This is a genomic window from Streptomyces yamdrokensis (assembly GCF_053890455.1).
This window is the reverse complement of the sequence record NZ_CM132679.1, coordinates 5,169,510-5,183,218: the sequence shown is the minus strand read 5'-3', so window position 1 is coordinate 5,183,218 and position 13,709 is coordinate 5,169,510. Positions and strand designations below refer to the sequence as shown.

Annotated in this window: 7 protein-coding genes; 2 read left to right on the top strand and 5 right to left on the bottom strand. The window is 73.5% G+C overall.

What is annotated here, in order from left to right; translation table 11 throughout:
• Nucleotides 1-55 precede the first annotated feature (55 nt).
• Nucleotides 56-298 (top strand): mycoredoxin, encoded by a 243-nt coding sequence (locus tag ACWZEH_RS23185; protein WP_456193037.1) that lies wholly within the window; start codon nt 56-58, stop codon nt 296-298.
• 65 nt (nt 299-363) lie between these two features.
• Here the strand turns inward: ACWZEH_RS23185 and nudC are convergent, their stop codons facing one another.
• The 5 genes from nudC to ACWZEH_RS23160 all read right to left on the bottom strand — a co-directional run bounded on the left by nudC (nt 364) and on the right by ACWZEH_RS23160 (nt 10,622).
• The gene (gene nudC / locus ACWZEH_RS23180; RefSeq protein ID WP_456193036.1) at nt 364-1,308 is read right to left on the bottom strand and encodes an NAD(+) diphosphatase; all 945 of its coding nucleotides are present in this window, start codon (nt 1,306-1,308) and stop codon (nt 364-366) included.
• Between the two features lie 169 nt (nt 1,309-1,477).
• Nucleotides 1,478-2,890: a dipeptidase gene (locus tag ACWZEH_RS23175; protein WP_456193035.1), complete on the bottom strand. Its 1,413-nt coding sequence runs from the start codon at nt 2,888-2,890 to the stop codon at nt 1,478-1,480.
• 10 nt (nt 2,891-2,900) lie between these two features.
• The gene (locus ACWZEH_RS23170; protein WP_456193034.1) at nt 2,901-6,491 is read right to left on the bottom strand and encodes a UvrD-helicase domain-containing protein; all 3,591 of its coding nucleotides are present in this window, start codon (nt 6,489-6,491) and stop codon (nt 2,901-2,903) included.
• 141 nt (nt 6,492-6,632) lie between these two features.
• Nucleotides 6,633-9,980 carry an ATP-dependent helicase gene (locus tag ACWZEH_RS23165; RefSeq protein ID WP_456193033.1) on the bottom strand — a complete coding sequence of 1,116 codons (3,348 nt, stop codon included), beginning with the start codon at nt 9,978-9,980 and terminating at the stop codon, nt 6,633-6,635.
• A 219-nt stretch (nt 9,981-10,199) separates the two neighbouring features.
• Nucleotides 10,200-10,622, bottom strand: coding sequence for an MGMT family protein (locus tag ACWZEH_RS23160; RefSeq protein WP_456193032.1), 423 nt, complete (start codon nt 10,620-10,622; stop codon nt 10,200-10,202).
• A 199-nt stretch (nt 10,623-10,821) separates the two neighbouring features.
• On the opposite strand from ACWZEH_RS23160, the gene ACWZEH_RS23155 reads away from it, so the two are divergent.
• Nucleotides 10,822-13,671, top strand: coding sequence for a lysylphosphatidylglycerol synthase transmembrane domain-containing protein (locus tag ACWZEH_RS23155; protein WP_456193031.1), 2,850 nt, complete (start codon nt 10,822-10,824; stop codon nt 13,669-13,671).
• The last annotated feature ends 38 nt before the right edge of the window (nt 13,672-13,709 follow it).

The following is a 13,709-nucleotide window of genomic DNA, read 5'->3' as shown; positions in this document are numbered from 1 at the left end:
AGTACGTTCCTCTCCCAACGAGGACTTCCCGAGTCGCCGAAGGAGCGCGAGAGACATGCCGGGCACTGTGACGATGTACAGCACCACGTGGTGCGGTTACTGCCGCCGCCTGAAGGGCCAGATGGACCGCGAGGGCATCGCGTACACCGAGATCAACATCGAGCAGGACCCGGCCTCCGCGGCCTTCGTGGAGAAGGCGAACGGCGGGAACCAGACGGTTCCCACCGTGCTCTTCGCGGACGGCTCGACGCTCACCAACCCGTCGTTGGCGCAGGTGAAGCAGAAGGTCGGCGTCTGAGCGAGTGATCCGTCCCGAGCGGGGTGGGCGTCCCCGACCGAGGGAGCCCACCCCGTTTCCGTGTGTCAGAAAGCGGTGCGGGTCGGGAGGGGCTTGCCGTACCAGCGCTCGATCAGGCGGGCCGCGATCGAGATGCCGTAGGGCGGGAGCATCTCGCCGGACTCGAAGGCTGCGCCCAGTTCGTCCCGGGAGAACCAGCGGGCTTCGTGGATCTCGTCGCCGTCGACGTCGATGTCGGTGGAGGTGGCGCGGGCGACGAAGCCCAGCATGAGGCTGGAGGGGAACGGCCAGGGCTGGCTGGCGACGTACTCGACCTCGCCGACGCTGATACCGACCTCCTCGTGGACCTCGCGGCGTACCGACTGCTCGATGGACTCCCCCGGCTCGACGAAGCCCGCGAGCGTCGAGAAGCGGCCCTCGGGCCAGTGGACCTGGCGGCCGAGCAGGATGCGGTCCTGGTCGTCGACGACGGACATGATCACCGCGGGGTCGGTGCGCGGGTAGTGCTCGGCGCCGCAGGCCGGGCAGCGGCGGATGTGGCCGGCCGCGGCGATGACGGTGCGCTCGCCGCAGCGGGAGCAGAAGCGGTGCAGACGCTGCCAGTTCTCCAGGGCGACCGCGTGCACCATCAGGCCCGCGTCGCGGGGTGACAGGAGCAGGCCCGCCTCGCGCAGGCCGGCCGGGCGGGCGGAGGCGTCCATGCGGCCGGGCAGGGCGTCCTTCTGCAGGGCGAAGTAGCTGACGCCGTCCTCGTCGATGCCCAGGAAGTAGCGGTGTGCTTCGGTGAGCGGCGCCTCGAAGGGGGGTGTCATGACGAGTTCGGTGCGGCCGTCGGCCGTCTCGTCGATGAGGACCTGGCCGCCGGAGACCACGAAGCAGCGCGTCGAGGGGTGGCTCCAGGCCGCCGCGAGCCACGCTTCGTCGAGCCGGTGGTGGGCGGCGCGGTTGATGCCGCTCGGGGCGGTGAGCGACACGGGACGGTCGGCGGTGTGGTCGGTCCAGGTGGTCACGGGTGCTTCCAACTCCCCCGGTGAAACGGATGGGATCGGCGGTCGGCGGTCGGCGGTCGGGTCGGCGGGTCGTACGGCGGGAGGCGACCGGGCCCGGTGGCACGCGCGGCGGCGGGGTGCTTCCAGTGTGCCCCGCGCGGGCGGCCGGGGTCGGACGGCCTGAGAGCGTTCAGGGCACGCGCCGCCAGTGCTCGGCGAGGTCGTCCCAGAGGTGTGCGGCGGCTTCGGCACCCTTGCGGAGCAGATCCAGTTCGACCTTCTCGTCGGGGGCGTGCCATCCGTCGGACGGGATGGAGATGCCGAGGAAGAGCACGGGGGCGCCGAGCACGTCCTGGAGGTCGGCGGCCGGTCCGGAACCGCCCTCGCGCGTGAAGCGGACGGGTGTGCCGAAGGCACGGCCCATGGCGCGGGCCACGGACTCGAGGGCCGGGTGGTCCAACGGGGTCAGGCACGGGCGGGTGGCGGGGCTGAAGACGATCTCGCAGCGGATGCCCTCAGGGATCTGCCCGGCCACCCAGTCGCGGACGGCTTTCTCGACGTGGCCGGGGTCCTGGCCCGCGACCAGCCGGAAGGACAGTTTGACCATGGCGGAGGACGGGATGATCGTCTTGCTGCCGGGGCCCTGGTAGCCGCCGCCGATACCGTTGACCTCGGCGGTGGGGCGGGCCCAGACGCGCTCCAGGGTGCTGTATCCGGCCTCGCCGCCGGTGGCGCGGGAGGAGGCGGCGCGCAGCCACTCCTGCTCGTCGAAGGGCAGCTCGGCGAAGAGTTCGCGTTCGCGGTCGGTCAGCTCGACGACACCGTCGTAGAAGCCGGGGACCGCCACGTGCGCGTGCTCGTCGTGCAGCGCGGCGACCAGGCGGGCGACCGCGGTGGCCGGGTTGGGCACCGCGCCGCCGAAGGAGCCGGAGTGGATGTCCTGGTCCGGGCCGTGCAGCCGGATCTCGCATTCGGCGAGGCCGCGCATGCCGGTGCACACGGTGGGGGTGTCCTCGGACCACATCCCGGTGTCGGAGACGATCACCACGTCGGCGGCGAGCCGGTCCGCGTGCCGCTCGACGAGGGCCCGGAAGTGGGGTGAGCCGGATTCCTCCTCGCCCTCGACCAGTAGTTTCAGGTGGACCGCGGGGGTGGTACGGCCGGTCGTGGCGAGGTGGGCCCGGACTCCGAGGGTGTGGAAGAACACCTGGCCCTTGTCGTCGGCCGCCCCGCGTGCGTACAGCCGGTTGTCCCGGACGACGGGTTCGAAGGGTTCGCTGTGCCAGCCGTCCTCGCGGGCGGCGGGCTGCACGTCGTGGTGGCCGTAGACCAGGACGGTGGGCGCCCCGGGGTCGGCGGAGGGCCATTCGGCGTAGACGGCGGGGGCGCCGGGGGTCGGCCAGACCTCGGCGGTCGGGAAGCCGGTCGCGGTGAGTGCGGCGGCGAGCCAGTCGGCGCTGCGGCGCACATCGGGTGCGTGATCGGGGCTGGCCGACACCGAGGGGATGCGCAGCCACTCGGTGAGGTCGTCGAGGAAGGCGGCGCTGTGCTGTTCGATGTACGTACGGACGGCGCTGACGGCACTGTCAACGGGCTGGCTCATGGTCTCGAGCCTATCGGCCCGCGGGGGTGTCCTCGGAGTGCGGTATCTCACCGGGGGTATCACCCGGTGTATCGCCCGATGGGTCTCCGGAGGGTTCCTCCAGGAGCAGCCGTTCGATGGCCGCGCGGTCCGGCAGCGCGTCGTGGCGTACGACCTCGCCGGTGCGTACGTACAGGAAGGCTGCGGTGACCGACTCCAGGGGGACGCCCTGCTGCTCGGCCCACGCGAGCCGGTAGACGGCGAGCTGGAGCGGGTCGGCGGTGCGGCCTCGGCCGGTCTTCCAGTCGACGATCTCGTACGTCGTCCCGGCGCCGGTGCCGTGCCCGCCCGCGTCGCTTTCGTCCTGCCGGTAGACGGCGTCGATGCGGCCGCGGACGACCCGGCCGGCGATCTCCAGCTGGAAAGGGGCTTCCACCCGGTAGGGCGTGCGGTGGGCGTACTCGGTGCGCTCGAAGGCGTCCTTGAGGGCGGCGAGGTCGTGCTCGTCGGCGATCTCGGCCTCGCTGCCGGGCAGGTCGTCCGGTTCGAGCAGGGGCAGCGTCAGTTCCTCGAAGCGGGCCTCGACCCAGGCGTGGAAGCGGGTGCCGCGGCGGGCGGCGGGCTGCGGCGGGCGGGGCATGGGGCGGGCCAGTTCCCGCGCGAAGCCGTCCGGGTCTGCGGCCAGTTGCAGCAGCTGGGACGCGGTGAGCGACGCGGGCAGCAGGACCTCGGTGACGCTGTCGCGGGCGCGCAGCAGTTCGCCGGCGAGGGCGTCGAGGTCGCGGTCCCAGGAGGCGACGGTACGGGCCTCCTCCGGGGTGAGGCGGGGCGCGGCGGGCTCCGGGGCCGTCGCCTGGTGCGGGACGGTGGGACGGCGGCCGGCGGGGCGGCCGGCCGGGAGACTGCCGGCGGGCGGGCCGGTGGGCGGGCTGTCGGCGGGGAGGCCGTCCGTGGGGCGGTGGGCGGTCCAGGAGTCCCAGTCGTCCTCGTCGGCCACGTCGTCGGCGAAGGGGGCGACGTCGTCGGGCGGGAGCTCCTCGTCGTCCGGGGGCGGGGGCCAGTCCGGGTCGTCGTACGTGTCCTGGGGGTGTGCGGCCGCAGGGCGGTCGTCGGGGTGGCCGGCGAGGCTCTCGAGGTGGGCCAGGACGGTGTCGGCGGCGGCGCGGCGGCGGGCGAGGGCGTCGTCGTCCAGCGGAAGGGGCCACATCTGGTCCTGGCCGGCGCGCTGCAGGGCGGGGTTCTCGTCGTCCTCGGCGGGCTCGTCCGCCCAGGCCTCGGTCTCGCCGTACCCGGCGGCGCAGTGGTCGTGGAGGGCCTGGAGGAACGCGGAGGGTCCGCGCGGTTTCTTCTGCGAGGGCCCCCACCAGTGGCCGGAGCCGAGCAGCAGCGAGCGGGGGCGGGTGAAGGTGACGTAGCCGAGGCGGAGCTCCTCGGTGTGCTGGTGCTCCTTCATCGCCTCGTGGAAGGCCTTCAGGCCGCGGGAGTCCCAGGACTCGATGTCGGGCAGGGTGTCGGCGTCGCCGCGCAGCCCGTGCGGCAGCACCTTGCCCTGCGCGGTCCACTTCTCGCGGCCCTGGCCGCTGGGGAAGGTGCCGGTGACCAGTCCGGGGACGGCCACGACGTCCCACTCCAGGCCCTTGGACTTGTGCGCGGTGAGCACCTTGACGGTGTTCTCGCCGCCGGGCAGCGCGTTGTCGAGGCCCTTCTCGTACTGGGCGGCGGTGCGCAGGAAGCCGAGGAAGGCGAGCAGGGTCGCCTCGCCGTCCCCGGCGGCGAAGGAGGCGGCGATGTCGAGGAAGTTGGACAGGGTCTCGCGGCGGCGGGCGGCCAGGGCGTGCGGGGACGCCGACAGTTCGATCTCCAGGCCGGTGACGGCTAGGACGCGGTGCAGGACGTCCATCAGCGGGTCGGCCAGGGAGCGGCGCAGGTCGCGCAGTTCGGTGGCCAGCCGGGCGAACCGTACGCGCGCGTCCGGCGAGAAGGGCAGGCCGTCGTCGTCCCCGTGGCCGTCGAGCGGGGTTTCCAGGAACGTGTCGAGGGCGTCGGCGAGCGAGATCACCTCGGACGGGTCGGTCCCCTCGACGGCCTCGGCGAGACGGCGGTCGGGGTCGTCCTCGCCGCCCACGCGCGCGTGGGACACGAGCAGGCGCGCGCGGCGGCCGAGGAGGGCGAGGTCGCGCGGGCCGATGCGCCAGCGCGGGCCGGTCAGCAGACGGACGAGCGAGGCGTTGGCACCGGGGTCCTGGAGGACCTCGCAGACGGCGACCAGGTCGGCGATCTCGGGCAGGTGCAGCAGCCCGGACAGGCCGACGACCTCGACGGGGACGTCCCGGGCGACGAGGACGCTCTGGATCTCGGCGAAATCGGTCGCCGTGCGGCACAGGACGGCGATCTCGCCGGGCGCCGTGCCGGTGCGTACGAGGTGGGCGATGGAGTCGGCGATCCAGTCGAGTTCCTCGGCGTGGGTGTGCAGCAGGGCGCAGCGCACGGTGCCGTCCCGCTCGGCACCCGGGGCCGGGCGGAGGGCCTCCACACCCGCGTGCATGGCCCGCAGGGGTTCGGCGAGGCCGTTGGCGAGGTCCAGCAGGCGGCCGCCGCTGCGGCGGTTCTCGCTGAGCGACTGGCGGGTGGCGGGGCCGCCGTCGGCCCGGGCGAAGTGCTCGGGGAAGTCGTCGAGGTTGGCGACGGAGGCGCCGCGCCAGCCGTAGATCGCCTGGCAGGGGTCGCCCACGGCGGTCACCGGGTGGCCGGTGCCGCCGCCGAACAGGCCGGCGAGCAGGACGCGCTGGGCGACCGAGGTGTCCTGGTACTCGTCGAGGAGGACCACGCGGAACTCGTCGCGCAGGACGCGGCCCACCTCGGGGATCCGGCCGAGTCGCGCCGAGAGGGCGATCTGGTCACCGAAGTCGAGCAGGTCTCGCTCGCGTTTGGCGGCCCGGTAGCGCAGGACGAGGTCGGCGAGTTCGCGCCGCGCGGCGGCCGCTTCGGGCACTTTGCGCAGGTCGGCGTTGGTGAGTTTGGTGTTCTCCAGGGTGCGCAGCAGCTCGGTGTCGTGGCCGCGCAGGTCCTCGGGCCGCACGAGGTGCTCGGAGAGTTCGCCGTCGAGGGTCAGGAGGTCCCCGACCAGGTCGGGGAAGGAACGGGTGAGGGCGGGGTACGGGCCGGGGGCCTCGCGCAGCACCCGCGCGGCGAGCTGGTAGCGGGTGGCGTCGGCGAGGAGCCGGGAGGTCGGTTCGAGGCCGATGCGCAGCCCGTGGTCGGTCAGGAGGCGGCCCGCGAAGGCGTGGTAGGTGGAGATCACCGGTTCGCCCGGCGGGTTGTCGGGGTCGATGGTGTCCGGATCGGTGACGCCTGCCTTGATCAGCGCCTTGCGGACGCGTTCGGCGAGTTCACCGGCGGCCTTGTTGGTGAAGGTGAGGCCGAGCACCTGTTCGGGGGCGACCTGGCCGGTGCCGACCAGCCACACCACGCGTGCCGCCATCACCGTCGTCTTGCCGGAACCGGCTCCGGCCACGATCACCTGAGGAGCGGGCGGCGCGACGATACAGGCCGTCTGCTCGGGGGTGAAGGGGATCCCGAGGAGCTCCTTGAGCTGCTCGGGATCGCTGATGGGTGCATGCACATGCAGAGGTTAGCGGCGGTTGCCGGCAGAAGGCCGTACCGCCCCTCAGCGTCCGGAGAACCGCAGGTCGGCGCGGGTGGTGTGATGCGTCATGCCGGTCGCCGGTGCGCCCCGCCGGGCCGGCGGGGCGCACCGGACCGCTCACTCGACCACGTGCCGCCCCTCGGGGCGGGCGCTGCACGAGGCGCGGAAGGCGCAGTGGGCGCAGTGCTGGCCCGCGCTCGGGGTGAAGCGTTCGTCGAGGACCTTGCCGGCGGCCGTGGCGAGCAGGTCGCCGACCCACTCCCCTTGCTCTCCCTCTCCCCCCAGCGACTCCTGGGCCTGCACCTTGGGCAGGGTCTCTCCGCCGTCCCGCTTGGCCGCGGGCTGGCGCAGCTGGACCAGTTCGGCGCCGCCCGTCCCGGGACGGACACCGTCGAAGACCTCGTCGACGGCTCCCTCCTGCACGGCGAGCTGGTAGACGGCGAGCTGGGGGTGGCGGGCCACCTCTGCGGAGCTGGGGGCGTGCTTGCCGGTCTTGAAGTCGACGACGTAGGCGCGGCCTTCGCCGTCCGCCTCGACGCGGTCCATCTGGCCGCGGACACGGACCTCGTAGTCGCCTGCTTCGAGGCGGACGTCGAAGTCGTGCTCGCTGGCCACCGGGGTGCGGCCGGTGCGGTCCATGACGTGCCACTTCAGGAAACGTTCGAGTGCCACGCGCGCGTTCTGCTTCTCCTGTTGCGATTTCCACGGCGCGTCGAAGGCGAGCGCGTTCCACACGGAGTCGAGCCGTTCCATGAGGACGGCGAGGTCGGCCGGGGTGTGTCCGGAGGCCACCTCGTCGGCGAGGACGTGCACCACGTTGCCGAAGCCCTGGGCGGCGGTCGCGGGGGCGTCGGCCTTCACCTCCCGGCCGAGGAACCACTGCAGGGCGCAGGTGTTGGCGAGCTGGTCGAGGGCGCTGCCGGAGAGCACGACGGGCTGGTCGCGGCTGCGCAGCGGCACCTTGCTCCGGGTGGGCTCGTACATGCCCCACCAGCGGTAGGGGTGCGCGGACGGCACCAGGGGGCGGCCGTCCTCGTCGGCGAGGGCGGCGAGCCGGGCGAGCCGGCGGGCGGCGGCCTCTCTGAGGGGCTCGGAGACACGCGGGTCGACGGTGGTGGCGCGCAGCTCGGCGACGAGCGCGGCGACGGACAGCGGGCGGCGCGGGCGCCCGGTGACGTCCTTGGGCTCGACGCCGAGTTCGGTCAGGAAGCGGGAGGGCTGGTCGCCGTCGTCGGCGGGGGCCTTCACGGCCGTCACGACGAGCCGTTCACGCGCGCGGGTGGCGGCGACGTAGAACAGGCGGCGTTCCTCGGCGAGGAGCGCGCCGGGGGTGAGCGGTTCGGCGAGCCCGTCGCGGCCGATGCGGTCGGCCTCCAGCAGGGAGCCGCGGCGGCGCAGGTCGGGCCACAGCCCCTCCTGGACACCGGCCACGACGACGAGCCGCCACTCCAGGCCCTTCGCGCGGTGCGCGGTCATCAGGCGTACGGCGTCGGGGCGTACGGCGCGGCGGGTGAGGGTGTCGGCGGCGATGTCCTCGGCGTCGATCTCCTCCAGGAAGTTCAGGGCGCCGCGGCCCCCGGTGCGTTCCTCCGCGCGGGTGGCGGTCGCGAACAGGGCGCACACCGCGTCGAGGTCCCGGTCGGCGTTGCGTCCGGCCGCGCCGCCGCGGCGGGCGGAGCGTTCCAGCCGAGTCGGCCACGGGGTGCCGTTCCACAGGTCCCACAACGCCTCCTCGGCGGTGCCGCCGTTCGCCAGGCGCTCGCGTGCCGTGCGCAGCAGCGTGCCGAGCCGCTGGGCTCCGCGCGCGTACGTGGGGTCGTGCACGACCAGCCGTTCGGGTTCGGCCAGCGCCCGCGCGAGGAGGTCGTCCGAGGGCGGCGGCAGCGCGTTGCCCGCGGCCCGCTCCTCCTCGCGCAGGGCCCGGCCGAGGCGTCGCAGGTCGGCGGCGTCCATGCCGGCGAGAGGAGAGGCGAGCAGGGTGAGCGCGGTCTCGGTGTCGAGCCAGCAGCGTCGCCCCTGCGCCTGCCCCTTCTCCTGCCCCGAGGCATCCGGTTCCGCCCCCGGCCCGCCGGCCGCCGCCGTCGCCACCGCTCGCAGGGCCGTGAGCAGCGGGGCCACCGCCGGTTCGTGGCGCAGGGGAAGGTCGTTGCCGTCGACGTCCACCGGGACGCCCGCCGAGGTGAGGGCGCGGCGGACGACGGGGAGGGTGCGGGAGCCGGCCCGCACCAGGACGGCCATGTCCCGCCAGGCGACGCCGTCCTCCAGGTGGGCCCTGCGCAGGATGTCGGCGATGTTGTCCAGCTCCGTGCCGGGGGTCGGGTACGTGTAGACCTCGGCCCGGCCGCCGCCCCGTACCGGGGTGAGCTCCCGGTGGGCGCGGACCTTCTCGGCGGGCAGGCGGGGCAGCGGCATGCGCTGGGTGACCAGGCGGGTGGCCGCCAGCAGGGCCGCGCCGGAGCGGCGCGCGACGCGCAGCACCTCGACCGGGGCCGGGCGGCCGTCCGCGCGGGGGAACGCGTCGGGGAAGTCCAGGATGCCGTTCACGTCCGCGCCCCGGAAGGCGTAGATCGACTGGTCCGGGTCGCCGAGGGCGACCAGGGTGCGGCCGCCGCCGGCCAGCGCCTGCAGCAGTCGTACCTGCGCCGGGTCGGTGTCCTGGTACTCGTCCACGTACACGGCGTCGTACCGCGCGGCGAGCTGCCGGGCGGCCTCGGGGCGGCGGGCGAGGAGCACCGCGCGGTGGACCAGTTCGGCGTAGTCGAGGACGCCCTGCAGGTCGAGGACGTCGAGGTACTCGGCGAGGAAGGCGGACGCGGCACGCCAGTCGGGGCGACCGATGCGGCGGGCGAAGGCGTCCAGGGCGTCGGGGCCGAGGCCCAGTTCGCGGCTGCGGGCGAGCACCGCGCGGACCTCGTCGGCGAAGCCTCGGGTGGTCAGGCAGGCGCGCAGTTCGTCCGGCCAGCGCACATGCGCCAGGCCGAGACGCTCCAGGTCGACCTGGCCGGCGAGCAGCTCACGGACGGTGACGTCCTGTTCGGGGCCCGACAGCAGTCGCAGGGGCTCGACGAAGAGGTCGCTGTCCTGGTGCGCGCGGATCAGGGCGTAGCACAGCGAGTGGAACGTGGTCGCCTGCGGGGCGTGCGCGGCTCCGGTGCGCAGGGCCATGCGGTCGCGCAGCTCGACCGCCGCCCTGCGGCTGAACGTCAGCACGAGGATGCGTTCGGGGTCACCTCCCCGGGCGATGCGCGCAGCCACCGACTCGACCAGTGTGGTCGTCTTCCCGGTGCCCGGACCTGCGAGGACGAGCATCGGTCCGGTCCCGTGGTCAACCACGGAGCGCTGTGCGACGTCCAACCGAGGGGGGGATGCGGGGGCCGGCGGGGTACGGACCAGTCGATGAGCGCCACGCTTCCCCCGTCGCACCTGGGGGTGCGACAGGCCGTTGGTGGAGAAAGAGGAGCTCACGTGGTTCGCCGGTCCTGGTGGGTGTGCTGGTTGCCGTTCCGCCGCGTGGGGCGGGCTGTGGCCGCGGGGTCGCGAGGGACACGCGCGGTTGACGCTACGCCGACGGAGAGTGCGGAAGCAGGGCTTCCACTTCTTCCCTCCCGGCACACGCGGCACGCGTGTCACTTGCCTCACGAACGTACGTCATGGTTCGGAGGTGCCCTGTCTCCCCCGTACGGATCACAGGTCACCCGGCGGTACGTCCGAGGGCGGAAGCCGGCCGCCGTCCTTCGCGGACCCGCCGCCGTCCCACCGCGCGCGCTTCATGTCGAGGCGCGGCAGGTGCCGCTCGGCGGCCCGGCCCGCCTCCCTCAGGGGAGTGCCCTCCGCGCGGTAGTGGTCGAGGGCCCTCAGCTCGTGACCCGGCAGCAGCGCCCCGTCCGCGCGGACGACCCTCCACCACGGGACGGCTCCCCCGTAGAGCGCCATCACGCGCCCGACCTGTCGGGGGCCGCCCTCCTCCAGCCATTCGGCCACGTCGCCGTACGTCAGGACGCGGCCCGGCGGGATCCGCTCGGCCGCGTCGAGGACCCGCTCGGCGTACTCGGGCAGGGTGCCCGCGCACTTCGGGGCGGTGTCGGACGGAAGGCTCTGCTGGCTCATCCCGCCCATCCTGCACCACCCCACCGACAACGCGGCCGGCGATCCCGCGCGCACCGGGGCGTACGTACGCCTCGCCCGGGAACCGTGTGTCGGGCAGACTGTGCGACCCCGCACCTCGACCCTGCCACCCGCGTGCGGCGGTGCGGCATGCCACCATCGTGCGGGCGGTGAACCGGTGATACGAGATCAAGACGAGGCCATGACGGAACAGGGTGCGCACCCAGGGGAGGCGGGCACCCCTGACGCTTCGGCGCGCCCGGACACCGGCCGTACCGACCGCCCCGGCTCCCAGGGCACCGATCCGCGCGACGCCGATCCACAGCACGCCGGCACCGAGGACGCGGGCACCAGCACGGCCGGGACCGGGAAGCAGGCCGCTCCGGACGCCGACGGCACCGACGGCACCGACGGCGGGAACGGCACCGATCCGGCGCACGTCGACGAGGTGGAGGGCGACGAACCCCTGCTCCCCGCGCGCGTGCACCGTCCGTCCGATCTCGTGCGGCTCCTGGTGGGCGTGTTCGCCATCGGAGTGCTGCTGGCGATCGCCGCGTTCGCCCACGGCACCACCTCGGGGCTGGAACAGGACATCACCAAGGGCACCGGTCAGGCTCCCGACCTGCTCATCAAGATCGCCGGTCTGGCCTCCAGCATCGCGATCCTCCTGGTGCCGGTCGCCTTCGCCATCGAACGGCTGATCAAACGGGACGGACTGCGGATCGCGGACGGTGTGCTCGCCGCCGTCCTCGCGCACGGAGTGACACTCGCCACCGATCTGTGGGTCGCGCGGGCGGCCCCCGGCTCGATCCAGGAGGCGCTGACCCAGCCCTCCCCCGGCGACGTCCACGCCCTCACCGATCCGGTGCACGGCTATCTGGCACCCGTCATCGCCTACATGACGGCCGTCGGCATGTCCCGCAGGCCCAGATGGCGCGCGGTGCTGTGGGTCGTGCTGCTCCTCGACGCCTTCTCCATGCTGGTCACCGGGTACACGACCCCGTTCTCGGTCATCCTGACGGTGCTGCTCGGCTGGACCGTCGCGTACGGCACGCTCTATGCGGTCGGTTCGCCCAATGTGCGTCCCACCGGGCAGACCCTGATGGCGGGCCTGCGGACGGTCGGCTTCCATCCGGTGAGCGCGTCCCGCCAGGAGGCGCCGGAGGCCGTCGAGACCGGGGACCGGGGCCGCCGGTACTTCGTCACCCTGGAGGACGGCCCGCCGCTGGACGTGACGGTGGTCGACCGCGAGCAGCAGGCACAGGGCTTCTTCTACCGCGCGTGGCGCAATCTGACCCTGCGCGGCTTCGCCACCCGCAGCAGCCTCCAGTCCCTGCGCCAGGCACTCGAGCAGGAGGCACTGCTGGCGTACGCGGCCATCGCGGCCGGTGCCAACGCGCCGAAGCTGATCGCGATGTCCGAGCTGGGTCCCGACGCGGTGATGCTCGTCTACGAGCACAGCGGCGGGCGCACCCTCGACTCGCTGCCGGACGAGGAGATCACCGACGAACTGCTGCACGGCACCTGGCATCAGGTGCGGTCTCTGCAGTCCCGCCGGATCGCGCACCGCAGGCTGGTCGGCGACGCGATCCTGGTGGATCGTTCCGGCGCGGTGATCCTCACCGATCTGCGGAGCGGGGAGATCGCGGCCGGCGAGGTGCTGCTGCGCATGGACGTCTCCCAGCTGCTGGTGACACTGGGGCTGCGGGTGGGCGCCGAACGCGCGGTGGCCTCCGCGCTGAGCGTCCTCGGCCCCGACGCCGTGGCGGACTGCCTGCCGATGCTCCAGTCGATCGCGCTGAGCCGCTCCACGCGCGCGACGCTGCGCAGGCTCGCCCGGGAGCGGGCGGAGCGCGAACGTGAGGCGGTCCTGGAGGCCTCCCGGCAGGCCAAGCTGCTGCGCACGGAGCAGGCCTCGGATCACTCTGGGGGCTCCTCGGTCGACGGGCGGCTCGAGGGCGGGAAGCCCGACAAGAAGGCCGTACGCGCGGAACAGCGGGCCGAGAAGCGGGCGATCGACGAGGCGCTGGAGGAGGCACGCGAGGAGGACCTGCTCACGCAGATCCGGCACGAGGTGCTGCGGATCAGGCCACAGGCGCCGGTCGAGCCGGTCCGCCTCGAGCGGGTGCGTCCGCGCACGCTGATCAGTTTCATCGCGGGCGCCATCGGCGGGTACTTCCTGCTGACGCAGCTCACCCATATCGAGTTCGGGCCACTGATCTCCAACGCGCAGTGGGGCTGGGTGGCGGCAGCCGCGCTGTTCTCGGCGGCCAGCTACTTCGCCGCCGCCCTGGCGCTGCTGGGGTTCGTGCCGGAGCGGGTGCCGTACGTCAGGACGGTGGCGGCGCAGGTGGCCGGTTCCTTCGTGAAGATCGTCGCCCCGGCGGCGGTGGGCGGTGTCGCCCTGAACAGCCGGTTCCTCCAGCGTGCCGGGGTGCGGCCGGGGCTCGCGGTGGCGAGTGTCGGCGCGTCCCAGCTGTTCGGGCTGGGCTGCCACATCCTGATGCTGCTGGCGTTCGGCTATCTCACCGGTACCGAGAAGACGCCCTCGCTGTCACCGTCCCGTACGGTCATCGCGGGTCTGCTGACGGTGGCGGTGCTGGTGCTGGTGGTGACCTCGGTGCCGTTCCTGCGGAAGTTCCTCTTCACGCGCGTGCGGTCGCTCTTCGCGGGTGTCGTGCCGCGGATGCTCGATGTGCTGCAACGCCCGCAGAAGCTGGTCACCGGCATCGGTGGCATGCTGCTGCTGACCGCCTGCTTCGTGCTGTGCCTGTACGCCTCCGTCCAGGCGTTCGGCGACGGGACGACGTCGGTCAGCCTCGCCGGCGTGGCGGTGGTCTTCCTCGCGGGCAACGCGCTGGGGTCGGCGGCGCCCACCCCGGGTGGTGTGGGCGCGGTCGAGGCGACCCTGACGGTCGGTCTGATCGCGGTCGGCCTGCCCAGCGAGGTCGCCGCGCCCGCGGTCCTGTTGTTCCGGCTGCTGACCCTGTGGCTGCCGGTTCTCCCGGGGTGGCTGGCCTTCAACCACCTCACCCGCAAGGAAGCCCTGTAGCGGGCAGCGACGAACACACACCGAACAACTCAACAAAA

What these genes read in the sequence shown, in the direction of transcription:
- ACWZEH_RS23185 (WP_456193037.1), top strand. Translation starts at nt 56, where the DNA reads ATGCCGGGCACTGTGACGATGTACAGCACCACGTGGTGCGGTTACTGC.
- ACWZEH_RS23175 (WP_456193035.1), bottom strand. Translation starts at nt 2,890, where the DNA reads ATGAGCCAGCCCGTTGACAGTGCCGTCAGCGCCGTCCGTACGTACATC.
- ACWZEH_RS23160 (WP_456193032.1), bottom strand. Translation starts at nt 10,622, where the DNA reads ATGAGCCAGCAGAGCCTTCCGTCCGACACCGCCCCGAAGTGCGCGGGC.
- ACWZEH_RS23155 (WP_456193031.1), top strand. Translation starts at nt 10,822, where the DNA reads ATGACGGAACAGGGTGCGCACCCAGGGGAGGCGGGCACCCCTGACGCT.